Source organism: Loktanella atrilutea (genome assembly GCF_900128995.1).
GTDB classification, from domain to species: Bacteria; Pseudomonadota; Alphaproteobacteria; order Rhodobacterales; family Rhodobacteraceae; genus Loktanella; species Loktanella atrilutea.
Map to the genome: position 1 here is coordinate 1 of NZ_FQUE01000012.1, position 23,046 is coordinate 23,046.

Consider the following 23,046-nt stretch of genomic DNA (forward strand, 5'->3'; position numbering starts at 1 on the left):
CTCTACCTGTCCGACATCAACCCCCGCACCATCGTGAACGACGACGCCATTGTCGCCTTGGCCGCGAATATCCAAGAGCATGGCCTCATCCAAAGCCCGGCAGGCCTGCGCGATGCCACTGGTAAGGTCGGGATCGTGGCGGGCGGACGCCGCTACCGCGCCTTGGCCCTTTTGCAGGACGACCCCCGGTTTCAGATCGTCACCGTCCGCATGGCCCCCGATCAGGCGACCGCCGCGTTTTGGGCGACCAGCGAGAACGCGCAGTGCGAGGACTTGCACCCCGCAGACGAAATCCGCGACTTCGGCGCGATGGAGAAGCGCGGCGTGAAGGTCGCAGACATTGCCGTCGCCTATGGCGTCACCGAGAAGCACGTTTACCGCCGCTTGGCACTGTCCAATCTGCCCGCCCCGGTACTGGACGCTTTGCGGGAAGGCAGCGTGAGCCTGTCCCAAGCCGCCGCGTTTACGATCAGCTACGACGAGGCCCTGACCTTGGAGGTGCTGGCCCTTCACATGGAGCAAATCGCCAAAGGCTATGGCGGGTTGAACGACTACACCATCAAGACCCGCTTGAAACCCGGCAGCGTCAAAGGCACTGACCGCCGCGCCGTGTTTGTCGGTCTGGACGACTACAAGGCCGCAGGAGGCCGCATCGGTGGCGACCTGTTTGCCGACGTGACCACCTTTGACGACCCCGCTATTCTGGACGAGGTTTTTGCGGCCAAGCTGACCCAGACCGCAGCCGACTACCCCGCCGCGCATGGCTGGAAATGGGCCGAGGCGATCACCGAAAGCTACATCAGCTATCAATTCGATCAGGATCGCAAATTCGGCAAGGTCCATCCCGTCGAAGGCGAACTGACCGAGGCCGAGGCCGAGCGTTACGACGCACTGGCAGAACTGGCGAACGGCGATGCACTGGACGAAGAAGGCACAACTGAGCTGGACGCATTGCAGACCAAGAGGAACGGCGACTTTACCGCCGAGCAGCGGGCCACAGCCGGAGCCGTGATCTATGTCGCCAGCGACGGCAGCTTGAAGGTCGAGGCCGGTTTCTTCCGGGCCGAGGACAAGGCCGCAGCGGTCCAAGCGGGTATCTTGCAGCCGTCGCGCCATGCCTCGACCGAGGCCGCGCCGAAGTCGCCTATCTCTGACACCTTGCGCGGCGATCTGGACCGGATCGGCATAGGCGCACGGCAGAACGCGATGCTGGACGACCCGAAATTGGCGCTTCACCTTCTGGCCTTCCAGCTTTGCGGGAAGATGGGATACGACCGGGCCTTTGGCGTCCGCACCGACGAAGTGCCGAACGTCCCGACCACGGAAACAGGCTATGTGCTGGACAGGCGCCTGACCGTTTCTGACACCGACGACCGCAGCCCGTTCAATCGCGATCATGCCGCCGAATTTGCCAAGTTTCGCAAGCGGGGCGATGCAAAGATCATGGACCTGTTGAACCGTTATCTGGTCGCGCATCTGACCAGCAGCAGCCCTGACCTTGGTGCGATGATCGACAAGCTGACGAGCAAGCGCACCCGCGACACCTTCACACCGACCGCCGAAAACTTCTTCGGTCGCGTGAACGGCGCTTACCTTAATGACCTGTGGAGCGACCTTCTGGGACTGGCAGCAGACCACCCTACCGTGACCATGTTCGAGAAGTTAAAGAAGGGCGAGAAGGCCGCAAAGCTGGAAAGCCTGTTTGCAGACCCGGTGACACGCACAGCCCTTGGCCTGTCGGAAGATCAGACCTGTCGGATCAACGCATGGCTTCCCGAAGGTATGGCCTGACCAAAGCCGCAGGGCGGACACGCGCCCTGCCCCACCCATCCCGACCGGAGACAGACCATGTCAGTTAAGACCTACACCGTCGCCATGCGGAACGGCCCGCCCGTCACCCGCAGGGGCCATATCGTCACCTTTACCCGCGCCGGTCAGCCAGCCGTCGCCGTGGCGCTTTACAAGACACGCGGAGGCTACAACGCCGACCACCCCCGCACTGGCCGCTCGATCAGCACGTTCGACCAAGTGTGCCGGTTCGGAAAGGCCGTCACCTTGAAGGAGGCGAAAGACAGCCTTTTGATGATGCTAGACGAGTTGAAGGGCGACGAAGCATTGCGCCGCGTGGTAGACGGCTATGACGTGTTGAACCCAGATTTTCCGTAGGGCCGTGGCCGGTTCAAGACCGCCGATAGCGGTTGAACCGGCCCGCCCAACCTGCGACCGTTGACCCAGAGTTTCAGACTTTCCTTGTGGTGAGGAACGACCTGGCCCCGCATCGCGCTGACGCATTCCGTCCGGTGGGAGGCCTGAACAACCTGACCTGTCGCGCAACGCGCGGCAGGTTCTTGTATTTTAAGCGGATTTTCTGAAGGAATGAACAAGAAAAAGAGGCCGTAAATCCGAGATTTTTTTCTCGGACTGCCGCGTCAGCTGTGGCGGAGCGGAGGACTCCCTCCCACGTTGGAAAGTTTTCTGCTTCGTTTACAAACGATACAGCCAATATTCATTGACGACAAGCTTGACCCTCGCGCAACCGCGGGACTGCGGACGATTGTCCGTATCAACTTCAATTCATGCGGATTATCTGGTCTATGGTCGAAAACACCTTGGGGCAGAGCCGCGGAAATCCGGGGTTCTGATGGCAGGCTTGGCAACTTTTAACTTCAAGCTCTCGCAGCTCTATCCGGGCGCGGGGGAGCACCGCATCAACACTTGCGCAAACCCGGACTGTTCGAACTTCGGACAACCGTTGACCGCTCGCGCGAACCGTATTTCGAAGTGGAAAGAAAGGCGGCCGGACGCTACTCCCGAGCAGCTACATCTCGTCGAGACGCACGGGCCCGGGGCCTACAAGCTCGCTGGTGCCGACAAGAAGCACCGCCGAGTTTCTTGCGTGTTCGCCTATCAGGACGAGCCACATGTGTGGTCCGATCAGCGCACGGTCCGGTGCCTCGGCCAAACCCACGAAAGCAGAGTCTGCAACTCCGGCTTTTCGATCCTGTCGCCGGAGCACCTGGAAGAGGAGATTGAACGGCTTCGGAACTTCAATGGCGTTCTGGACGGACCCTCCTGCGGAGCCTGTGGCAAGCGGTTCTTGGATGATCCTGACGAGTTCGCGCTCGATGGCGTCCACGAGCGAACGAAAGACCACGAAGGAAATCCCCTTCATAGGAGGAAGACGCCCTCGTCTCTTCGCGTGCTTCACAAACCCTGCCGTGGGAAGAAAGGTGCGCGGTTTTCTGTTGCGCTGCCGCATGCTGGGCAAAAAACGACCGCCGACAATCTCAAGATACTCGGCGCAGTGCTGAACAGCGCAGGGATCGTCGATATCCAGCGGATAATCGGGACCGCCGCAACCGGCAAGAAGATTGGCATGTCCCGGATCTACGACAGGATCGAATGGCTCGAAGGGGTATTCCTGGCCTACGAGCGCGAGATGCTCCGGCGGTGGAAGAAGAAGGTCGAGCAAAGCGGTGAAGCGATCGAGCACCTACTCAGCCACGATGACATGGTCCTCACGGTAAACTGGGAGACCTCGACAGACCGGCGGAACACGCAACTTAACTGTGCGGTCACAGCTGACGCCCGAAGTGGCTTTGTCTACCGTCTCGATGTCGACTTCGATCCCAGTGCTACGCCTCTGGACATGTTTAACGCCACCTACCTCGATGAGGCCGGGATGCCGCAAAACCTCGAACAGCAATATCCCAACAGCGACGTGCAGACGGTTCCGAAGTTCTCCTGGCAACGGCCGACTGGGCGGTATCACGAACCGCAGTTCTTTGCCGCCTGCGTCAACGAAATCAAGGCATTCCAGAGCCGGGCGAGACGTCGAATGCCGAAGAAAGGCAAGCCCCAACGGACCGAGAGGGACGAGGTGATCGCCCGCACGAACGGCATGATCGCCAATATCCGGATGATCTCAGAGGGGTGGTTCGGCTTTCCGATCGACAAATCCGAGGAGCGTGGTTCTTTCAAGGGGGTCACGACCAAGGATATCTATACCAAGGCCGCCCATTTCGCGCTTCTGAAGGAGCTGCTCCCACGCGGGTCGATTGTCCTGACCACGGAACAGGAAGCGACCCTGCCGCTCCTGCTGCCGCATATCTTCGACGAAGAAATCCGGGAAGACCGCTTCGCGTGGCTGGCCATGACATTCAACAAAAAGGCCACGAAGCCGGAAAAACTCGGAAAGGTAAAAGAGTATCGCAAGGCGCGACGGCGCTTTCACAACGAGGGTATGTATGCCGGGCGCTTCGACCCCGGGACGGATGCGCAGATTGTAAGCGAGGCATTCATCGCTGACCGTATGGAGACAGCTCTCCGTGGCACCGCTGCGCACTATCAGATCTCGAACTTCCGGTCCAAGGCATTCCCATTGCTCTGGGTCCGATCCATGACTCAGGCAAGTGGAGAGATTGACAAGACCGTCGGTTTCCCGATCTTGCCACGCCACCTGCGCAGGAGGCTGAAGAAGGTGCCGTTCGACCAGGAAGACCTGAGCCAAGACCTGCGCGAAGAGCTCGCGCCTTGGGTCTACAAGGCCACGCTTCAGCCGGTCAGCTCCTTCATGAACTCTCTGCGCGAAAGGATGAGTGTCGCCGCCCGGGCTGGCAGTGGAGGTGCCCGCGTCGGCGGCTCTTACATCCAGGGCGCGATCTTCAATCCCAAGACGCTGATCGCGCTCCTGAACATCTACCGCGTTCACTACAACTTCTTCGAACCGCGGCCCTACGCATGTCCCTACGAGGAGATCGACGACATTATAGATCCACCAAAGCTGACACCGCGCGCCCTCAGGATACCTGGGACTGATGAGTTCGTGGATCTACCGCCACGGGCGCGGCGCTCGCGTGCGCGAATGACGCCAGCCATGCGACACGGGATGGATGCTTACACGAAGCGCAAGGATGGAACGCTGGACCCGCCCGACATCTATCGACTGCTGTATCGCCCATGGCTCTACATGGGAACCAAGATCGGGACCAGGTTCGAGCAATCTCGCAAAAGCACAGCGACTTAAGCCATGAGAGGTTTATAGCTCATCGCCAGCTTTCGAAAATCAGGGGACCATACAAAATGTATCAGGCAGCTATGCGGGACAAAGCTGCCGTTCACCTTCTCAAACGAATGTCATGTCAGCATAATGAGGCAGCCATTCAAGTTGCCTCGACGGATGTGATTTCCGCCATCTCGATCAACTGGATCAGATTGCCGCAGGTGTCGTTCAAAATGGCCATACGGACATTTCCTGCATCGAGCGGCTCCTGGACGAATATCACTCCCAATCCAGCCAGCCTCCGCCACTCTTGGTCCAAATTCTCCACTTGGAATGAATGCGCAGGAATGCCTTCGGACAACAGCGCATCCTTGTAGGGCTTCACAGCCGGATGATCGCTCGGCTCGAGAAGGAGTTCGGTCCCATCCAGAGCGTCGGGTGAGACCACGGTCAGCCAGCGATGATCGCCCAACGGAACGTTATTTTTCACCCTAAAATTTAAAATATCCGTGTAGAATTTTTCTGCCTTGTTCTGATCATCGACAAAGATGCTGGTGACATAGATCTTCATGATGCCTCCAACTCCTGTTGTTCACCTATCGGAGTGCGCTTCCGGAGTAAGCGCAAGATTTGGTCAAGAGCTGTCCAGGGTGCGGCCCGCAGACAACTCGCATTCGACCCGGGGGGAGGCCATTCCGGCGTCGGCCCCCCGACCTTGGCGCTGACCCTGCATTTGAAAGTTGTTCAGCAATCACAAGTTTTCAGCCAGCCGGTCCAGTGCGTCGGCGATCGCTTTATAGGAAGGATGCGTGTGCATCCGGGACATCCGACGATAGAAGCGCTTGTAATGTGGCAGACGGTAAAGCGGGTGGGCGACTCCGGAGCCGCGGGCAAAGTGCAGTCTGAAACTCACCCCTTCCACCCGTGCCATCACCTGCGGCGTGCCGTCTGGATCGCCGGCGATCTCCGCTGATACACTTGAAGGCTGTGCCAAGGTCATGTTGCCTTCTCCGGTGCGGGTTGGTTCGCGCCAAGCGTGTTGACCAGCATCCTGCGGGCCTTTGCCTTCAGACTGTCGATCACGCTGAACAGCGATGGCACGAAGAGCAACGACAACACGGTGGACAGGAGCAGACCACCAATGACGGCGATGGCCATCGGTGCACGGAACTCGCCACCGGTCCCGACGGCCAGGGCCGAGGGCACCATGCCTGCCGTCATTGCGATCGTCGTCATGATGATGGGACGGGCGCGCTTGTGGCAAGCGTCCAGCATGGCGGCAGACTTTTCGACACCACCGGACATCGCCTCCAGCGCGAACTCCACCAGCATGATCGCGTTCTTGGTCACGATCCCCATCAGCATCAGGAACCCGATGATGACCGACAAGCCAATGCCGGAGCCGTAGATGTAAAGCGCGAAGATTGCGCCACCGATGGCCAGCGGCAGGGACAGCAGAATGGTGATCGGTGTGACGAAGCTGGAGAAGAGCAGCACCAGCACGACGTAGACCAGCAGGATGCCCGCCCCCATCGCAATGGCGAACTGGCCGAAAATGTCGCCCATGACTTCGGCGTCGCCGGCGCTCTGGATCTGGGTGCCTTCGGGCATGTTCTGTGCGATGGGCAGCGCGTCGATGGCCGTTGTCGCCTGACCCAGCATCGCCCCACCCGACAGGTCAGCCTCGACGGAGGTGCGGAACTGGCGGTCATAGCGTTCGATGGAACTGGCGCCGGTCGCCAGCGCAACGTCAGCCACGGCACCCAGAGGGACCGGCGCACCGGTGGTGCTGGGCACGCGCAATCCGCCCATCAGAGTCAGATCGTTGCGCACGTTTTCCGACAAGCGCACGAGGATCGGCACCTGACGGGTGCCGGTGTTGAACTGCGCGACATTCGCTCCGCTGTCACCGATGGTGGCGACACGGATGGTATTGGCCAGTGCGGCGGCGGTGACACCCATTTCGGCGGCAAGCTCGGGCTTTGGCGTAATCTGGATTTCCGGCCGGGTCAGCGCGGAGGTGGTCGACGCACCGGAGACCTGCGGCAGATCGTTCATCGCTGCGGCCAGTTCTTTAGCCGCAGCGGCGGCGGCCTCTTCTGTATCACCCAGCACGCTCATTGCGATGTCACGCGCGCCGCTGTCGTTCAGCACCGTCAGACGCACGTCGGGGAAATCCGTCAGCATGGCGTCGATCTGATCCTGGATTACGAAAGACGTGCGGTCGCGGTCGCCCTTCTGGCCCAGATTGACGACGATATTGGCCTTGGTGTCTGAACTGCCGTCCACGAAGACATTGGTGACTTCGGGGATGTCGCGCACGATCGCGGTAACTGCACGGGCGGCGGCACGGGTATCGTCCATGCTGGACCCCGGCGGGAGCTCGAGCGAGATGTTGGTGCGGCCGGTATCCGCAGGCGGCACGAATTCCGTCGGCAGCAATGTGGCGGAAAAGATCGAGCCTGCGAAAATGCCGACGCCCAGCAGAAGGGTGATCGTGCGATTGCGCAGGGTCCAGCGCAGGATCGCCATGTAGCCGCGCATGATGAAGCCGTCCTTTTCCTCTTCCTCTGGTGCTACGCCATCGCGCAGGAAATAGGCGGCCATCATCGGTGTGATCAGGCGTGCGACGAGCAGCGAGAACAGGACCGCAACAGCGACCGTCAGGCCGAACTGCTTGAAGAACTGGCCTGCGATGCCGGACATGAAGCTGACGGGCGCGAAGACCGCGACGATGGTAAAGCTGATCGCAATGACCGTCGTGCCGATCTCCGAGGCGGCTTCCTCCGTCGCCTCGTAAGCCGGTTTACCCATGTGGATGTGTCTGACGATATTCTCGATTTCCACGATGGCGTCGTCGACAAGGATGCCGGTCACCAGCGTGATCCCCAGCAAAGATACAGTGTTGAGCGAAAATCCAAGATAGTTCATCACGATGAAGGTCGGGATGATCGACAGCGGCAAGGCGACAGCGGTGATGAGCGTTGCGCGCCAGTTCTTGAGGAAAATGAACACGACGATAATCGCGAGGGCCGCCCCTTCGTAAAGCGTGTCCATGGCCGAATGATAGTTGCCTTCGGTATAGATCGTGGCGTCGTCGATCAGCGAGAACGTGACACCGGGATAGGCGGCGGTCAGATCCTCAATGACGGCCTTGGCGTTGTCGGCAGCCACAAGATCGCTTTTGCCGGTTGCGCGAAACACACCAAAGGCCACGACCGGATTACCGTCGAACATGGCAAAGCTGGCGGCGTCGGACGATCCGTCGCTGACCTTGCCCAGATCGTCCAGACGCACGGTGCGGCCGGACCCGAGGGTAATGGGCGTTGCTGCCAGTTCCTCCAGCGTGGCCACGGCCCCCAATGCACGGATCGAGAATTGCTGACCCGCAAGGTCGCCTTCGCCACCGCCCATATCCACGTTGACCTGGCGCAGCTGCGTGTTCACGTCAGCCGCCGTCAGCCCCAGCGCCAGCAAGCGGTTGGCATCAAGATTGACCTCGATCGCCTGTTCGGCGCCACCGATGCGGGTGACCTTGCCAACGCCTTCGACAGCGCTGATCTCACGGGCGGCGACCTCATCGACAAAGTAAGAAAGCTCCTCGATGGACTTGGTGGTGTCGCTGACGGCATAGGTCAGGATCGCCTGCCCCGTGACATCGACGCGCTGCACCTGCGGTTCCTGTGCGCTGTCGGGCAGTTCGCCGCGCACAGATGCGACGGCATCTTTGGTATCATTCAAAGCGCGGTCGGTATCGGTTTCGATAGCAAATTCGATGGTGATGTTGGCGTAGCCATCGGTTGCGGTGGCCGTCACATGCTTGACGCCGGGCACATCCGACACTGCGCTTTCAATAGGCTTGACGATCTGGGTGGAAATTTCCGATGGGGCCGCACCGGGCTGACTGACGCCGACGGTGACAATGGGAATATCGATGTTGGGCATCTGCGTGACCGGCAGCGAGAAGAAGCTGACCATGCCAACGATGCACAGCACCAGGAAAAGAGCGAGCGAGGGGACGGGGCGACGGATCGCCCAGGTGGACATATTCATTGGTCATCACCTTTCACGGCGGTCACATTCGTGGCGTCGGCAGTCTGTGGTGTCGGCGTCGTCGCTGACGCGTCCGTGATCGCGTTCACTTCGTCCCCGTCGGAAAAGAAGGCACCGGCACGGGCGATAACCATATCGTCAGGTGAGAGACCTTCGACGATTTCGCGGTAGTCTTTCCAGATCAGGCCACCAACCACAGGGCGGCGTTCGACGATGCCATCAGCGACGCGCAGAACGTAGGTGTCGCCACTGTCGTTCAGAACGGCCGTTGTCGGCACCGTGAGGCTCTCGCGGCGGGCGGTCTCGATCGTGCCGCTGGCGAACAGACCTGGCCGCAGCCCGGTTTCGCCCGCGACTTCGACGGTCACGATGGCCAGACGGTTTGTCCGATCAACGGTGGGCGAGATGCGCGACACCGTCCCCGCGACCTGGCCGACACTTGCAATGTCGAGCGCAACGGGATCACCAAGCGACACGTCGCCAAGCGCGGATTCGATGATTTCAAGTTCGACATCGACGGCACCGTCCGTGATGATGCGATATATTGGTTCACCGCCCGAGGCGGCAATGGCCCCGATCTGCCCACTGCGCGCCGACACGATCCCATCGACGGGGGTCGTGATCGCGGCATGATCGAGGTTCAGCAAAGCCAGGTCGAGCTGCGCTTGCGCTTGATCCCGCTGCGCCTGCGCGACCGCCAGACCGTCCGTGGCAGATGCAAATCCGGCGCGGGCCGTATCGGCAGCCGCGGTGGCATCGTCCAGATTGGCCTGTGTCCCAGCCCCGCGATTTTTCAGCTGCTGCACGCGGGTCAACTGTCCCTCGGCCTGTGTCAGACCGGCCTGCGCCGTGTTGATTTGGCTTTCGGCCTGCCGGATAGATGCTTCCACCCGCGACACCTCTGCCCGCGCCTGCGTGACCTGCACCTCAAGATTGCGGGTCGCCAGAGTCGCCAACACATCACCTGCGGAGACAATATCGCCGACCTTCGCCGCCAGCGTGTTGATGGTGAAGCCACTGACTTGTGGATAGATCAGCACTTCCTCGCGCGCCACCAGCGTCCCTGACACGGACACCTGCCCGATCACCTCGGCTGTCGTCACAGGGGCCACGGTGACAGTCGGCACCTTCACTTCGGTCACGACGGCGGCTGCCGCAGTCTCGGACAGGACCGGTGTGGCAAAACTTGCAAGCGCCAATGCAACGACCATCGGGGTCAGCCGCAAGATCGATGTCCGTCCAGAGCGTTCACGCAGGGCCTGATCCAAGATGTGCATTCTATCTCTCCTGATGCGACCGCGCGGGACGCCTGATCCATAAAGTTAAAACCCGCTACACTGACGAACCAAACCGGTCAACCTGTTTGTTTAGTATTGACTGAACAGACAGGTAAAAGATAGGTGGCTTTGCAAAGGAGACAACCATGAATGATGCCACCTCAGCCCTGCGCCTCGAATTCATCGAAGCGATAGGCTTGAGACTGCAAGCCTTTGGCCTCCTGCGTGCGTCGGGCCGCATCCTGGGATTGCTGGTGTTCGACGGAACGGACATGTCGGCACCGGGCTTGGCGACCGCCCTCGGGATCAGCAAGGGCAGCGTCAACACGGGCTTGCAGGAACTTCAATCGCGGTCCGTCATTCGCAAGGTGTCACACCGCGCAGATCGGACGACCTACTATCAACTTTTGCCTGACCCCTACGCCGATCTGCTGCGGCAAGCCGCACAGCAATCCCGCACCTCGGCCTGCGTTGTGAACGACACCCACAACCAGATCGCTGCCCAAGAGGTCGAGCGCCGACAAAGGCTTTCGCAGTTCTCCGCATTCTACGCCGAGATCGCCACCGCGCTTGAAGCTGCGGGACTGCGTCTGGACGACCGCTGACCTTCGCCTGATCAAATCATCGACCACAGATAACACGACAGCGATGCTGTCGATCGGAGTTTCCATGCTAAAATCCATCCTGCTTTCCGGTGCTGCCCTTTGCACCCTGACGGCCTGCACCGTCGTTGGTCCTGACTATACTGTTCCGCAAACAGCGATGTCGGCGTCCTTTGTTGGCGGAGGGGCCGATGCCGGGAATGTCACGCAGGACGCATGGTGGAAGCGTCTGGACGATCGACAACTGAACGAACTTATCGCACGCGGTCTTGCGCAGAACATCGACATCGCCACGGCCGTGCAGCGCATCACCACGGCAGAAGCCGGCCTGCGCCAGACCGGAGCGACAGCACAGGTCTCCGGCGGGATCGACGCGCAGATCCAACGCGGGGGTGGAGAGGCTATCCCGACGACCACCACAGAACGCGGGACATTCGGGGCCAACTACATCCTTGATCTGTTTGGCGGTGTGCGACGCAACGAAGAGCAGGCCCTTGCAGGGGTGGCTGCGGCACAGTTCGATGTCGGCACGGTGCGTCTGGCGTTCCTTTCAGGGATCACCTCGAACTACATCGACGCGCGTTACTTTCAGCAAGCTCTCGCCCTGTCCCGCCAGAACATTGAAAGCCGCAGGCAAACCTTGTCACTGGTGCAAAGTCAGGTGGAATTCGGCGTCGTATCTGACTTGAACCTCGCCCAGGCGCAGGCGCAGGTCGATACCGCCGTCGCGGCGTTGCCACCGCTGGAGGCCGCTTTCGATGCGCGCGCGTTCGCCATCGCGACATTGCTGGCCGAGCCGGCTGGCCCCTGTTGAATACAATGCAAAAAGGTGCAGCGCAGCCCTATCCCGGCAAAGACGCAACCGCAGGCGTGCCCGCAAATCTGCTGCGCAATCGTCCTGACGTGCAGGCCGCCGAACGTCGGTTTGCCGCGGCCGTCGCCGGCATTGGCGTTGCCGAAGCACAGCTTTACCCTTCAATCACACTGGCCGGATCGGTCACGGCAGCGGATGCATCGACATGGTCATTCGGCCCCGCTCTGTCGTTTCCAGTCCTGAACCAGGGATCACTGCGGGCGCGCAGAGACGCTGCCGTTAGCACAGCCGCCACCGCACAACTGGACTGGCGGGCCCAGGTCTTGACTGCTGTGCAGGACGTGCAGACCGCGCAAGGCAATCTGTCACGCAAGCGCCGCGAAATCGTGGCCCTGCGCGCTGTGCAGGCCTCGAACGATCGTGTCTTATCGCTCAGCCGGACCAGTTTCGATCTTGGGGAATTGAGCCTGCTGGATCTGCTGGACGCTGAACGCGCCGCTGACGCGTCGCGCACATCGCTTGCGGCCGCGGTCCGAGATGCGGCCCAGTTCTGGACGGCATTGATGGTGGCAACAGGTCGGGGTTGGCTACCGGCAGCGGCACCCAGCTGACACAAGGGCTTGAAGTTCAGTCGATAACGAACGAATTATTGTAACAAGAAAATACATCCGATGCGATCAAAGGGTCTATTATGACATTGCGCGATCAGACTGAGGTCAGGGAAGAGTTCATCGAGAGGATCGGACTGATTTCCCAAAACGATGGCCTGCCGCGGATCGCCGGGCGTGTGCTTGGCATGTTCATGTTCGACGGCGGTGTCAGATCGTTCGGCGAGATCACCGAAGAACTCCAGGTCAGCAAAGCCAGCATCAGTTCTGCAACGCGCATCCTGGAAGAGCGGTCTTTGATCAAGCGGGTCGGACGGCCGGGGCAAAGACAGGATTTTTTCCAGCTCGTCGAGAACCCGTTTCCTGAAATGCTCGAAACGATCACGGTGGGTCTGAAAAAGGCGAAAGCAGAGGTCGATGAAAGTCTGGTTCAGATCGATCCTGCGAACGAAGGCGCCCTTGCCCGTGTCGGACACTATGTCAGGTTCTATGATACGCTTATTGCGCTGACCGAAGCCGCTGCCAAAGACCTGGCTGAAAATCGATAGTCTCGGCTGCTAAAGCTGCCCTTCGCTGCGGTTCACTATCGGGTAAGTCTGGACTCAAAGCAGACCTTTACCGTGGAGGGCACCATGGCTGGCAGTAAGGACATCGTTAGCGTATCAAAGCAATGAGCGATGATGTCCGGATGACGTCCGTCGGCCAAACCGTTGCGTTGGGCCTCAAATGAGCCAACACTAGTCGCGGACTACGAAAATCACAGAGATAAGGTCGTGCTCGCGAGAAGCACGGCCTTATAGGTTTCATTTTTAGCGACTTTGCACGCCTCCCACCGCGCGGAATGCGTCAGCATCGCGCGGGGCCTTTTTTCTATTCCCGCCCCACTTCCGGCAGAGGTCGAGTAATGCCCCTTCGGACCAGGACGACGCCCTGCCCCGAACGGCCCTGTGCTCTGCGCGCGGCACCCGCTGCCGCGGTGGGTTGCCGCTGAAAAAGAACGGACCTGCGATCCTACTTTTTCAGCACCCCGGCATCCCGCAGCAATTCATTCAGCCTGCCTTCTGCGAAGCGCGCCAGCGCCTCCGCATCGTTCGCGGCATCGACGGGATCACGCTTAAGAAGATCCAGCTTGGCTTGCGCCAACCAGTAAGATTCAGCGGGGTTCTGCATCACTTGCACCACCCCGATCTTTTTCCACCGTCATACCGACGTGCCAGCCGTTCGGAGACAAGCGTGTCAGCCACATCGACCTGTTGCACGATCAGCCGCGCCAAGCCGCGATCATACCGGTCACGGCCCGGCAGAACGACCAGATCGACCCGCTGCACCCCATCCAAAAGATTCCGCAGCCGCGAAGTCGCGGCGCGGCCGAGGGCCAGCTCGAAGTCGCACTTGGGCCGATAGGTTTCCGGCGTGTCGAAGCCGACAAGCCGGAAACGGTCGCCCTGCACGTCGATGGTGTCGCCGTCCACGACGTAAATCGAGGACGCGGGGATCAGTTCAGCAGTCGCGGCCACCGGCCAAAGAAGGACGCAGATAGCGAGGGTTTTCAGCATGGGTTACGCCTTTTCAAGTTCTGTAGCTGGGGCGGGGATCAGTGCGTCAAACAGTCGGGCCACATGATCGGGGCCGCAGTTCTTGGGAAGTTCAAAGAAATGGATACCGGCTTCAGTCGTCGCCGTGCGTTTGATCCTGTCGCTTTTTTCCGCCCGGTCGCGGCCCTGCCTTGAAGAACCATAGTGACCGCTGCCCTGATACTCGATCACGGCAACCACATCGGACCCGCCGTCCGTGATGATGAAATCCGCCCGCTTGGCGTTCACTGTCCAATATCGCTTGCGACTCTTGTTCGACAAAAACGAACCATAGGATACTTGACACATCACCACCCAACCCGCAGGCGCGGCTTTGACGAGCTGGCGATAGACCGCGCTTTCTGCCTTGTTCATCAGTGGCCGCAGTTTGAATTGTGGGCGCAGAGCCGCGCCCACAATGTTGAGCAGCAGGACCACGAAGATCAGACCGCCTAAAATCGCGATGCCACTCAGTGCTAGGAATGGCAGGTTTAGGTCTTGGGTCATGCGGTCGTTTTCCGGCTGAAGTGATGCTTGCGATTGGCGTATCATAGGCCACAGAAGATTGAATCCCCGGTAAGGCGTCATGGCCCCTGCCCCGCCCTTTGGGCGTGTCACCGCGCTCTAGGCTCCAGCCGGCGGACCGGCTTCCGCCCGCAACGTCCCGGCCCATCCTCCCTGTCCGAATGGCCCGCCCCCTGTCTCTCCGAGCCAGTGTGCGGGCCTTCGGCCATGGTCGTCCTGGTCCGTGCCGATGCGCCCTTGCGGGAAACGATCGCTGTGGCGCGGCGCGGGGTTCGGACTACGCCGAACGCCGCTGCACCGCCAAGAAAAGAAAGAAAGAAGGGGACCGCCGGTCCCCCACCACAACAGTAAAATACTGCGCGTCCTGCGGGGCCGTGTCCTCGCCTACGGCTGCGGGCCGCACCACCCCCTTGTCCGCTTGATTTTCCCATTGCGGCGGTTCCCCCCCAGCCCTCGCCGGGAGGCAAGGTTTCAGAAGAGGGGCGCGCTTCGCGCTTCCTCGTCTGACCCCTCGCCCGATTTTCGGCACCAGACCGGAAACGCGGCACCACCACAAAGGACTGAAGATCATGGCTTACCAGATTGTCACGAAAAGCGACGACGGCGAGACCGCAGTTTTCACGGATTGCCTGACGACATGGGCGACCGAGAACTACGCCGAAATCACCGGCACGTCCGCCAATCCCCGCACCCGCGCCGAGTTGCAGGGACACCCGACAATGGCGGGTTTTGTCGGCCCTTGCTGGGGCGGCTGGACCGCAACCGGCGATCCTATCCTGCGCTACGAGGATACCGCCGCCTACGCCGCGAATTGCATCTGATCCCCCCATTCAGCCCCGCCCACATAGGCGGGGCAACGCCACAGGAGCTTAAACCATGACCGCACGTCTTTTCACGCTGCACCTCGACTATGAAGGCCGCACTTTCCCGCAGGCTATTTATGGCACGAACGAATTTGCCTTGAGGATCGTCGGCCTCGATCACCACCGCGCAGCCCCTTCCAAGCCCAATCTGACCTTGAAAGACCCCGAAGGCGTGACCCTCGCCACGATGGACGTTTGGGCGACTGACTGGACCGAGAGCGTAGCGGTCAAGCGCACCACCGCCGCGCAGCCGACAGGCAGCCGCCGCAGCATCCACCACTTCGACAACGAAGCCGAGGCGATTCAATACCGCGAAGACCACGGAACGGGAGGCTGGATTTTCGTCTGCAACGACAAAGGCGAAGCAACAATTTTCCCATGGAACATGACGCCGAGCGACATTCTCAAAACCGGCATGACCAGCCAGTCAGGGGGGCGCTTTATCGGGGCGACCGGCAAGATCACCAAGACGGAGGATCTGGCATGACCAGCACCAAGAAAGCCGCCGTGTCGCTCATTAAGGGGCGGCACATTACCGCCGCCGACAAGCGCAACATCGTGGAGGGCATTGCGTATCTGCGGAAAGACTTTGCCCCCTACGTCGCAGCCATGCCCGCCCAGGTTCCCGACTATGGCGCTATCTGGATCAAGCGCGGCACATCGGCCAAGCGATACAGCATCGCGCCGACTGGCGACCTTGCCACCTATAGCGTCACGATCCGCGAGAACTACCGCACCGACGCGGGCGAAATCCGCCAGCGCGACATGGCCGTGATGGTTCAGATCGCAAACATCGAACCGCTTTACATGCCCGCAGCCGAAAGGGCCGCGTCATGAAAAGAGGCACGGATATCCCGACCAGATCTTGCGTGAAACACGTCCCCGGAAAAGGCCAAAACAGACCTCGATCTAAGGTTTTAAATCGCCTTAGACCCCTTATTTTATTGAGTGAACTCAGGCTTTGTGCTAGATTCAACCTACGGTAATTCAGCCAAAAAGGCCGCGCTCATGTCCCTTACTTCCACGTCCGTTCAAGCTGTCTGGCAGTCCACTGAGCTGTTGATTGCCTTCCATAAGAACAAGAACCAGACCAAGCGGGACGCACCCTTTTTCTGGCGTCCGAAGGAGGCATTTGCCCGCCTGCTGGCGAAGCCCGAGGATCAGGAGGCCGTCGTCGTCATGCGTGCCGCAGACGACAACGGCGCCGACGTTCAGATCAAGATGCACTCCGATAAAATCGTGGTCAGGCGCGACCGCGAGCTGGGCTGGTCAGGCGTCATTATTGACGAGCATCAGATTCAGATAAAAGTCGATGGTGCAATGATCCGCGTCGATGCGGACGGTAGCGTTGTCGTCGAGAGGGACTTTCAAAAGACCCACCTTGAAGGAACCGGCGAGATTTTCCGCTTCACACCCGATACCAAGATTGTCGTGTCCGCTGATGGCGGCCGCATGTCCCGAGAAACCGAGGCCACCTTTGACGGCTTTACACCAGACGGCGTTGTGTCGCGCCGCAAGTGACCGCCGAGGTTGGGCCGCCCCATGCGGCAGGCCTCACCCTTTTCTGATCCGATGGAGCCAGACGCCATGACCTCGATCTATCTCCGCGCGTATCTGCATGGTTATGCCCGGAAGCCAGCGCCGCGCTGGCTGCGCCGGTTCATCGCGCGATCCGAGATCCACCGCGCTTGGCTGGCGGGCTATCTTGGTTTCTTTGAAAGTGACGGCGTGGCCTACGGCCCCGCCTACCCTTACCCGCAGTTCCCCGACTATGACGCAGACGTGGACGCCGCCGCGCCGCAATCCTTTTACGAGGTCTTTCCCTATCATCCCGACCGCGCCTAGTCTTGTCGATCCTTGGCAAGTGACCAAGCGATGCGCAGTCCGTAAGCGTCCGACTTGACCCGCGCCCCACACTGCGCACATCGCGCCGCCCGTTTAACCTGCGCCACGGTGTGAAGGTTCTTTTCCTTCGCTACAGCAACCCGCACCGGCACGACATTGCCGCAGGTATATTCAAGCCAAAGGGTATGATCTGGGATTTGCATTAAGTCCGTCATGGTGGGAACAAATGGCAAACATTGGAGGCAATGGTAGGCCGTCGATTTAGACAGGACCTCGTCCAAGGTCATAGCACGAAAACGGCCGCGCGAGGCGCAGCGCATGCTTCCGAGGCGCGACCGCGCCCCGGCACCACGCCCATACTTCTTTGTTCCTTTGGCCCAAATTGCACCACTCGCACGGCCCGCGCAGATTAAAGCGCCAGTGCCACCAACGCCGCGGCAAACACCTTTGGGTCTAGGTCCACCGCCCATTGCAGTTGGGCCTTCAACTCCCCGGCAATCTCATTTTTTGCGAGGTTCGCAAGGATGCGTTGCGTCTCAAACGGACTGCCCAGCAGCGCCCTTGCGCTTCCAGTCGGCGTGTTGGCGGCGGCGACCATGAACGCGCTCAATATCTGCGTCCCTGTTTCCATCCACTTTCTTGTTCCTTGCTCACGAGCAACAAGATCCGTCGATCCGAAGGCGAGAGCTGCGCTTTGCAAGGCATCCTCAACGTCGGTTTCATCATCCAAGCCGCCAGCCAGACGCGCTTGAACGATCCACTGATCCATGCGGATTCGGAGGTCTTTCTTCAACATCGACAGCCTCTTTCTGCACTTTCTGCGTTCTTGGTTTTCTACCACGAAATCATTGATCCGTGAATCTGAAAGCGTGATGAACATGGCCCCTGCCCCGTCCTTTGGACGTGTCACCGCGCTTCTCAGGCTCCAGCCGGCAGACCGGCTTCCGCCCGCAATGGCCCGGCCCATCCTCCCTGTCCGAATGGCCCGCACCCTGTCTCTCTGAGCCAGCGTGCGGGCCTTCGGTCATGGTCGTACTGGTCTGTGCCGATGCGCCCTGACGGGTTCCGATCGCTGGGGCGCGGTGCGGGGTTCGGGCCAAGCGCATACGCTGCTGCACCGCTCAGAGAAGAAAGCAAGACGGGGACCGCCGGTCCCCCACCGCAACCCTGAAATACGGCACCCAAAGGGGTGTCCCCGTACTTCCTCCGCCTGCGGTTGCGTGCAGGCCGGGTGATCCCCCTCCCCTTTCGCTTCGATTTCAGCATTGCGGAGGTTCCCCCCCTGCCCTCGCCGGGAGGCAAGGTTTCAGAAGAGGGGCGCGCTGAAGCGCTTCCTCGTCTGACCCCTCGCCCGAGTTTCGGCACCAGACCGGACACGTGGCACCACCGCAAAGGATCGAAAAAATGGCTAAAGAGCGTTTGGACATTCACCAGCACGTCACCGACACAATCATCGCACAGATTGAGGCAGGCACCCCGCCGTGGCGCAAGCCGTGGACAGGTGGCGCAGTTGGCGCTTGCCTGCCCGTCCGTCACAATGGCGAAGCCTATCGCGGCATCAACGTCCTGATATTGTGGGCTGTCGCATCGGATCGTGGTTATGCGTCCGAACGCTGGATGACATTTAATAAGGCGCAGCAGCTTGGCGGCACCGTGAAGAAGGGCGAGAAATGCGCCCGCAGCGTTTTCTATGGCACCTTCGAGCAGAAGGACGACGGACAAAGCGACGGCAGCACCGAAGGCGAGAGCAAGGCCCGCATCGGCTTTGCGAAGGCAAACAACGTCTTTAACGCGGATCAGATCGAGGGCTTGCCCGCTGAATACTACGTTCAGCCCGATCCCGCCCGCGACCTTGGCACCGAGGCCGACCCGGCGCTTGAGGCATTTTTCGGCAGTATCGGGGCCGATATTGTCAGCACTACAGACCCCCGCGCCTACTATCGCCCCGCAACTGATCAGGTTCACATGCCGCCCGTTGGCACTTTCACCAATGCCGCCCGCTACTATGGCGTCTTGGCCCATGAAATCACGCACTGGACTGGCGGGGAAAAGCGGCTAGACCGGATCAAGAAGTTTGGCAACAAGGCCGCCTACGCTTTCGAGGAACTTGTGGCCGAGATTGGCGCTTGCCTGTTGGCCGTGCGCCTTGGCGTAGAGCCGGAATTCGACCAAAGCGCGGCCTACATCGAGGGATGGCTTGAAGCACTGAAAGCCGAAAAAGGGCTGATTTTCAAGGCCGCCGCAGAAGCACAAAAGGCGGTGGATTTTGTGCTGGCAGCAGCCGACGCCGAGACAATCGCAGAGGACGACCGCGCCGCCGCCTGACCTTATCCTGACAGTCTGCACCATCTTGAACCCCGGCTTAAATGGTCGGGGTTATTTGTTGCCGGCGTTGCAAGAGGTGACGCGGCAGTGCGACGTGCTACGCTCGCCCCCCTGCCCCGCCTTTTTTTAACGGGTTCCCCGTTGAAAAAAGCCAGCCTGACGGTCAGGACCTTCGCCCCCGCGTCAGGCGGAGTTGGATCACTTCAATGCAGCATTAAGAGAAGACAAAATTGCAAAGGGTTCGTCATTGTCCGTCATGAACAGTCTCAACAAAATGAAGGGCATAGCAACAGTGCGGGGCAGATTGAGTTCACATGAGCGGCGTCTGCCGCATTTGAACCTCAGGCGAAGTACTCTGCGTTTCAATGGCCACCGATTTCGCACCGGCTTCGTCAGCTCATGCAGCACGGAGGACATCGACAATAGGACATACGAACTCAGCTTTTGAACCGAACGAATCGGGTCTAAGCCCGAGATCACGCGCTGCCATAGAGACACAGCGCTGCAATCCACCCGGGAATCAGAAGGCCTGCATTACTCTTTCTCGTTCTTAGTAAGCCACATGCGGAAGTCGCTGACATCGGGCTTATCGATCGAGACGTAGGGGCCAGTCAGGTCGCCCTTTACCTTTCGCAACTGCCCGATCAATAACAAGTCGATCGGCTCCGCCGAACGAAAGCAGTAGCCTTCCTCTGCGATCTCGGCCGCAACCTCGCCGCCGCAGGACAGGCGCTCAAATGTACCGTAGATCTGGGCGACCTATTGCGTGGTAAACCGCAGCGTCTTGCCCAAAAGGTCCAAGGGTCGTTCTTCCCCCATTCATCATCCATATTTCTGACCTCATCACTCTTTCATGCCATAATCATTGCGACTCCATGCGAAAGCCGCGCCCATTTTTACGCAGTCATCTCGACATGCGTGCGCTTGCGTAACGCCAAGGCGCCTGAAGTCGTCGGAATTGAGCGGAGCCTTCCTGTGCGGTAAAGAATCGTGTTCACCGCAATCCAAAACCGGTTTCGTCCCAATCTATCGCCAAACGCGTTACTTGCTTGTACGGACGAACATTCAAGTCAAAGTACCAGAAATCGAACAAACGACGCCTGTGGACAACCTGTGGATAAAATTACCTTTTGAAATCAGCTTTGTGAGTTGCAAGGCTCATGTGCTGCATAAAGATAAATAGCTTGTTCTGACTGTTTTTTTCGAGATGAGCGGTATCGTGGCGTAACTTTTTTCTTGAGTTCATCAAGTTGGGCAGTCATAGCTGTAACGCAATACGACACAAAAATAAGTCCTACGCGTTTCTGGTGTCTAGCAAGATACTCTGTGGTTCAGTAACGCCGGTTGGGACACATTGAGCGGGGCCGACCATAATGCATTCAGTGCTGCACGATAAGTTGCGCGAAGACGCAGAGCGCCTTTCCGAAGCTTTGGAACACATGTCGAAGTTGTTCCTCGCCCCCAAAGAGCAAAAGTCTCTCCGGAGCTTTGCAACGCCTGAAGTGGCTGAACTGCTGCGCGTCAGTGACGGGTACCTTCGGAAAGCGCATTTCGATGATCGCATTCCAGAGGTCGAGCAGGGGGCTAACAACAAGCGCCTTTACACGGCAGAGAACATCATCGAGATCCGACACATCTTGGCGCAGAACGCGAAGGATCCTCTCCAGTTCCTCCCGGGCCGGCGGCCCGGTGATAAGCTTCAAATCTGGTCCACCGTGAATTTCAAAGGCGGTTCAAGCAAAACCACCACGACGATTAGTCTCGGCATGCGGCTCGCCATGCGCGGGTATCGTGTACTTTTGCTTGATAGTGATCCGCAAGCCTCCCTGACCACGTTCTTCGGCTATCAGCCGGAAATCGATTTTAGGAAGGGTGGTACTCTCTACGACGCAATTCGCTACAATGACGGTGACAGTGTGCGCGTCCCGATCGTTGATGTGCTCAAAAAGACCTATTTCCCCAATCTCGATATTGTCCCTGGCGGCATCATGCTGTCGGAGTTCGAGACAGAGACGCCGATGGCCCTTAGCCGCGGCGAGCAGCCTGTTTTCTTTAATCGGATCCGGGACTCGCTACGGCAGGTTGAAGACGATTACGATATCGTTCTGATCGACTGCCCGCCGCAACTCGGATACCTGACAATGTCGGCGGTGTGCGCGTCAACCTCACTTCTGATGACCATCATTCCCGAGCGTGTCGATCTGGCCTCTGCGAGCCAGTTCTTAACGATGGCCTCAGGCGTTCTCGAAGTGCTTCATACGAATGGCGGAATCGGCGCCTACGACAACTTCGCCTATCTTCTTACGCGGTTCGATACGGCCATCAGCACGCAGCAAGACTTATCAGAGTGGATGCGGGAACTTTTGGGCGACAGTGTTATCAAAACGCCGTTCGTCAAGTCTTCCGCGGTCAGTGAAGCCGGCCTCTCCCAGAAGACGATCTTCGAAGTTGATCTGTCGGCCGTCAAAAACCGCAAGACATACGAACGCGCATTGGAATCCGTCATCGGGTTTTCCAACGACATTGAAATCATGATTCAGAAATCATGGGGACGAGGAGTTAGCAATGAAACGTGATCTGCTGTCACGCAGCCTTGCGCAGATGGGGTCCAAGACCGCAGCTGCCCCTGAGCCGTCCGGAACGGATGAGGGTGCTCCGCGCGCGCTCAAAAGTATGTCGGATGTTCTGGCTCAGGTCTCTTCACAGTCGGCGCAGGACGTCAATGTCAACGACATTGCCGACTCCGATATCGCCGACCGCTTCGATGTCAGCGTCGAACTCGACGCCCTTGTCGAATCCATCAAGACATCGGGCCAGCAGCTCCCTGCCCTTCTGAGATACCGCCGAGGAGCAGGACCGCGCTACGAAGTTGTCTATGGTCGTCGCCGTATTGCGGCGTGCCGCAGGCTCGGTATTCAAGTCAAAGCCTTCATCAAAGAAATGGAGCCACGGGAAGCGCTGGTCTCCCAAGCCCTCGAGAATTCGGCCCGCCTCGAACGCAGTTTCATCGAGCAGGCCATCTTCTCCGTCAAACTTGAAGACCAAGGGTTTACGCGTGCTGAGATCTGCGACGTGTTGGCCGTGGACAAGGGGACGTTGAGCAAACTCATTGGCGTTGCCAAGGATGTTCCACAGGATGTCATCTACGGCATCGGCGCGGCCCATGACGTAGGCCGCAGGCAGTGGTTGGAACTCCGCCGTCTTTTCGGCTTAGAAGGCCGACCGACCGATGAAGATGCGATAGCGCTTCTTCCTACTGTGGGATCAGGCGCCGAAAAGATTGCCGCGATCATCAAACACATGCAGGCATCAGAACATACAGTATCTTTGCAGGCGCCCAAGAGTGTGGCTGTCCCCCCTGCCCCGCCACGAAAGATCGGTGACACACCCGTCGCATGCACTGCTATGGGGCGTCGCCTCACGATTGAAATAGCGGATAAAAAGGAACATGGCTTCATCGGCTTCGTCGAGGATAATCTCGAAAAGCTATATGCGGCCTGGAAGGATGAAAAACAGTGAACATGCGGAGTTTTACCCCGTAACCCATTGTTTTCATTT

General features: G+C 59.3%; 23 protein-coding genes. 15 read left to right on the forward strand and 8 right to left on the reverse strand.

The genetic code is table 11. From position 1 onward, the window contains the following. From BUA54_RS17460 to BUA54_RS17470, 3 genes are all read left to right on the forward strand, one after another. Positions 1-1,791 (forward strand): ParB/RepB/Spo0J family partition protein (locus BUA54_RS17460; RefSeq protein ID WP_072858557.1); only part of this gene is annotated, 1,791 nt, incomplete at its 5' end. Positions 1,792-1,848: 57 nt separating this feature from the next. After that, on the forward strand, positions 1,849-2,166 hold the full coding sequence (locus BUA54_RS17465; protein WP_072858558.1) for a hypothetical protein: 318 nt from the start codon (positions 1,849-1,851) through the stop codon (positions 2,164-2,166). A 475-nt stretch (positions 2,167-2,641) separates the two neighbouring features. After that, complete coding sequence (locus BUA54_RS17470) at positions 2,642-5,026, forward strand: hypothetical protein (RefSeq protein ID WP_072858559.1); 2,385 nt, start codon at positions 2,642-2,644, stop codon at positions 5,024-5,026. Positions 5,027-5,162: 136 nt separating this feature from the next. Here BUA54_RS17470 and BUA54_RS17475 read toward each other — a convergent pair whose 3' ends face one another. The 4 genes from BUA54_RS17475 to BUA54_RS17490 form a co-directional block, all read right to left on the reverse strand. Next, a complete protein-coding gene (locus tag BUA54_RS17475) occupies positions 5,163-5,573 on the reverse strand; it encodes a VOC family protein (RefSeq protein ID WP_072858560.1) in 411 nt (136 codons plus the stop codon). A 180-nt stretch (positions 5,574-5,753) separates the two neighbouring features. Continuing rightward, a complete protein-coding gene (locus BUA54_RS17480; RefSeq protein WP_072858561.1) occupies positions 5,754-6,002 on the reverse strand; it encodes a hypothetical protein in 249 nt (82 codons plus the stop codon). After that, positions 5,999-9,055, reverse strand: coding sequence for an efflux RND transporter permease subunit (locus tag BUA54_RS17485; protein ID WP_072858562.1), 3,057 nt, complete (start codon positions 9,053-9,055; stop codon positions 5,999-6,001). Before BUA54_RS17485 ends, BUA54_RS17480 begins: the two co-directional genes overlap by 4 nt. Continuing rightward, complete coding sequence (locus BUA54_RS17490; RefSeq protein ID WP_072858563.1) at positions 9,052-10,332, reverse strand: efflux RND transporter periplasmic adaptor subunit; 1,281 nt, start codon at positions 10,330-10,332, stop codon at positions 9,052-9,054. Before BUA54_RS17490 ends, BUA54_RS17485 begins: the two co-directional genes overlap by 4 nt. 146 nt (positions 10,333-10,478) lie before the next feature. On the opposite strand from BUA54_RS17490, the gene BUA54_RS17495 reads away from it, so the two are divergent. The 4 genes from BUA54_RS17495 to BUA54_RS17505 all read left to right on the forward strand — a co-directional run bounded on the left by BUA54_RS17495 (position 10,479) and on the right by BUA54_RS17505 (position 12,904). Further along, positions 10,479-10,937, forward strand: a complete 459-nt coding sequence (locus BUA54_RS17495; protein ID WP_072858564.1) for a GbsR/MarR family transcriptional regulator — start codon at positions 10,479-10,481, stop codon at positions 10,935-10,937. Between the two features lie 64 nt (positions 10,938-11,001). Continuing rightward, on the forward strand, positions 11,002-11,748 hold the full coding sequence (locus BUA54_RS21580) for a TolC family protein (protein WP_245810761.1): 747 nt from the start codon (positions 11,002-11,004) through the stop codon (positions 11,746-11,748). A gap of 89 nt (positions 11,749-11,837) precedes the next feature. Continuing rightward, entirely contained in the window at positions 11,838-12,359 is a 522-nt protein-coding gene (locus tag BUA54_RS21585; RefSeq protein WP_245810767.1) for a TolC family protein, read from the forward strand. A gap of 80 nt (positions 12,360-12,439) precedes the next feature. Continuing rightward, positions 12,440-12,904 (forward strand): GbsR/MarR family transcriptional regulator, encoded by a 465-nt coding sequence (locus BUA54_RS17505; RefSeq protein ID WP_072858565.1) that lies wholly within the window; start codon positions 12,440-12,442, stop codon positions 12,902-12,904. Positions 12,905-13,367: 463 nt separating this feature from the next. Here the strand turns inward: BUA54_RS17505 and BUA54_RS21285 are convergent, their stop codons facing one another. The 3 genes from BUA54_RS21285 to BUA54_RS17515 are packed head-to-tail and all read right to left on the reverse strand — an operon-like array spanning position 13,368 to position 14,437. Continuing rightward, a complete protein-coding gene (locus BUA54_RS21285; protein ID WP_178352778.1) occupies positions 13,368-13,535 on the reverse strand; it encodes a hypothetical protein in 168 nt (55 codons plus the stop codon). Next, on the reverse strand, positions 13,526-13,912 hold the full coding sequence (locus tag BUA54_RS17510) for a thermonuclease family protein (RefSeq protein WP_084114523.1): 387 nt from the start codon (positions 13,910-13,912) through the stop codon (positions 13,526-13,528). The genes BUA54_RS21285 and BUA54_RS17510 overlap by 10 nt, the downstream gene beginning before the upstream one ends. 3 nt (positions 13,913-13,915) lie before the next feature. Then, positions 13,916-14,437: a DUF2726 domain-containing protein gene (locus BUA54_RS17515; protein ID WP_072858566.1), complete on the reverse strand. Its 522-nt coding sequence runs from the start codon at positions 14,435-14,437 to the stop codon at positions 13,916-13,918. A 587-nt stretch (positions 14,438-15,024) separates the two neighbouring features. On the opposite strand from BUA54_RS17515, the gene BUA54_RS17520 reads away from it, so the two are divergent. The 5 genes from BUA54_RS17520 (at position 15,025) to BUA54_RS17540 (ending at position 17,163) form a co-directional block, all read left to right on the forward strand. Continuing rightward, positions 15,025-15,276, forward strand: coding sequence for a hypothetical protein (locus tag BUA54_RS17520; protein WP_072858567.1), 252 nt, complete (start codon positions 15,025-15,027; stop codon positions 15,274-15,276). Between the two features lie 55 nt (positions 15,277-15,331). Next, positions 15,332-15,805: a hypothetical protein gene (locus tag BUA54_RS17525; RefSeq protein ID WP_072858568.1), complete on the forward strand. Its 474-nt coding sequence runs from the start codon at positions 15,332-15,334 to the stop codon at positions 15,803-15,805. After that, positions 15,802-16,155: a hypothetical protein gene (locus BUA54_RS17530; protein ID WP_072858569.1), complete on the forward strand. Its 354-nt coding sequence runs from the start codon at positions 15,802-15,804 to the stop codon at positions 16,153-16,155. Before BUA54_RS17525 ends, BUA54_RS17530 begins: the two co-directional genes overlap by 4 nt. Positions 16,156-16,326: 171 nt before the next feature. After that, positions 16,327-16,839: a hypothetical protein gene (locus BUA54_RS17535; protein ID WP_072858570.1), complete on the forward strand. Its 513-nt coding sequence runs from the start codon at positions 16,327-16,329 to the stop codon at positions 16,837-16,839. A 66-nt stretch (positions 16,840-16,905) separates the two neighbouring features. Further along, positions 16,906-17,163, forward strand: coding sequence for a hypothetical protein (locus BUA54_RS17540; protein ID WP_143155482.1), 258 nt, complete (start codon positions 16,906-16,908; stop codon positions 17,161-17,163). Positions 17,164-17,572: 409 nt separating this feature from the next. Here BUA54_RS17540 and BUA54_RS17545 read toward each other — a convergent pair whose 3' ends face one another. Further along, the gene (locus BUA54_RS17545) at positions 17,573-18,043 is read right to left on the reverse strand and encodes a hypothetical protein (protein WP_072858572.1); all 471 of its coding nucleotides are present in this window, start codon (positions 18,041-18,043) and stop codon (positions 17,573-17,575) included. Between the two features lie 524 nt (positions 18,044-18,567). On the opposite strand from BUA54_RS17545, the gene BUA54_RS17550 reads away from it, so the two are divergent. The 3 genes from BUA54_RS17550 to repB all read left to right on the forward strand — a co-directional run bounded on the left by BUA54_RS17550 (position 18,568) and on the right by repB (position 23,007). Then, positions 18,568-19,488 (forward strand): ArdC family protein, encoded by a 921-nt coding sequence (locus BUA54_RS17550; protein ID WP_072858573.1) that lies wholly within the window; start codon positions 18,568-18,570, stop codon positions 19,486-19,488. Positions 19,489-20,861: 1,373 nt separating this feature from the next. Then, positions 20,862-22,064: a plasmid partitioning protein RepA gene (gene repA / locus BUA54_RS17555; RefSeq protein WP_072858574.1), complete on the forward strand. Its 1,203-nt coding sequence runs from the start codon at positions 20,862-20,864 to the stop codon at positions 22,062-22,064. Continuing rightward, on the forward strand, positions 22,054-23,007 hold the full coding sequence (repB, locus tag BUA54_RS17560) for a plasmid partitioning protein RepB (RefSeq protein ID WP_072858575.1): 954 nt from the start codon (positions 22,054-22,056) through the stop codon (positions 23,005-23,007). Before repA ends, repB begins: the two co-directional genes overlap by 11 nt. Positions 23,008-23,046: the final 39 nt, after the last annotated feature.

What these genes read in the sequence shown, in the direction of transcription:
- BUA54_RS17465 (WP_072858558.1), top strand. Translation starts at nt 1,849, where the DNA reads ATGTCAGTTAAGACCTACACCGTCGCCATGCGGAACGGCCCGCCCGTC.
- BUA54_RS17470 (WP_072858559.1), top strand. Translation starts at nt 2,642, where the DNA reads ATGGCAGGCTTGGCAACTTTTAACTTCAAGCTCTCGCAGCTCTATCCG.
- BUA54_RS17475 (WP_072858560.1), bottom strand. Translation starts at nt 5,573, where the DNA reads ATGAAGATCTATGTCACCAGCATCTTTGTCGATGATCAGAACAAGGCA.
- BUA54_RS17480 (WP_072858561.1), bottom strand. Translation starts at nt 6,002, where the DNA reads ATGACCTTGGCACAGCCTTCAAGTGTATCAGCGGAGATCGCCGGCGAT.
- BUA54_RS17485 (WP_072858562.1), bottom strand. Translation starts at nt 9,055, where the DNA reads ATGAATATGTCCACCTGGGCGATCCGTCGCCCCGTCCCCTCGCTCGCT.
- BUA54_RS17490 (WP_072858563.1), bottom strand. Translation starts at nt 10,332, where the DNA reads ATGCACATCTTGGATCAGGCCCTGCGTGAACGCTCTGGACGGACATCG.
- BUA54_RS17495 (WP_072858564.1), top strand. Translation starts at nt 10,479, where the DNA reads ATGAATGATGCCACCTCAGCCCTGCGCCTCGAATTCATCGAAGCGATA.
- BUA54_RS21580 (WP_245810761.1), top strand. Translation starts at nt 11,002, where the DNA reads ATGCTAAAATCCATCCTGCTTTCCGGTGCTGCCCTTTGCACCCTGACG.
- BUA54_RS17505 (WP_072858565.1), top strand. Translation starts at nt 12,440, where the DNA reads ATGACATTGCGCGATCAGACTGAGGTCAGGGAAGAGTTCATCGAGAGG.
- BUA54_RS17510 (WP_084114523.1), bottom strand. Translation starts at nt 13,912, where the DNA reads ATGCTGAAAACCCTCGCTATCTGCGTCCTTCTTTGGCCGGTGGCCGCG.
- BUA54_RS17515 (WP_072858566.1), bottom strand. Translation starts at nt 14,437, where the DNA reads ATGACCCAAGACCTAAACCTGCCATTCCTAGCACTGAGTGGCATCGCG.
- BUA54_RS17520 (WP_072858567.1), top strand. Translation starts at nt 15,025, where the DNA reads ATGGCTTACCAGATTGTCACGAAAAGCGACGACGGCGAGACCGCAGTT.
- BUA54_RS17525 (WP_072858568.1), top strand. Translation starts at nt 15,332, where the DNA reads ATGACCGCACGTCTTTTCACGCTGCACCTCGACTATGAAGGCCGCACT.
- BUA54_RS17530 (WP_072858569.1), top strand. Translation starts at nt 15,802, where the DNA reads ATGACCAGCACCAAGAAAGCCGCCGTGTCGCTCATTAAGGGGCGGCAC.
- BUA54_RS17535 (WP_072858570.1), top strand. Translation starts at nt 16,327, where the DNA reads ATGTCCCTTACTTCCACGTCCGTTCAAGCTGTCTGGCAGTCCACTGAG.
- BUA54_RS17540 (WP_143155482.1), top strand. Translation starts at nt 16,906, where the DNA reads ATGACCTCGATCTATCTCCGCGCGTATCTGCATGGTTATGCCCGGAAG.
- BUA54_RS17545 (WP_072858572.1), bottom strand. Translation starts at nt 18,043, where the DNA reads ATGTTCATCACGCTTTCAGATTCACGGATCAATGATTTCGTGGTAGAA.
- BUA54_RS17550 (WP_072858573.1), top strand. Translation starts at nt 18,568, where the DNA reads ATGGCTAAAGAGCGTTTGGACATTCACCAGCACGTCACCGACACAATC.
- repA (WP_072858574.1), top strand. Translation starts at nt 20,862, where the DNA reads ATGCATTCAGTGCTGCACGATAAGTTGCGCGAAGACGCAGAGCGCCTT.
- repB (WP_072858575.1), top strand. Translation starts at nt 22,054, where the DNA reads ATGAAACGTGATCTGCTGTCACGCAGCCTTGCGCAGATGGGGTCCAAG.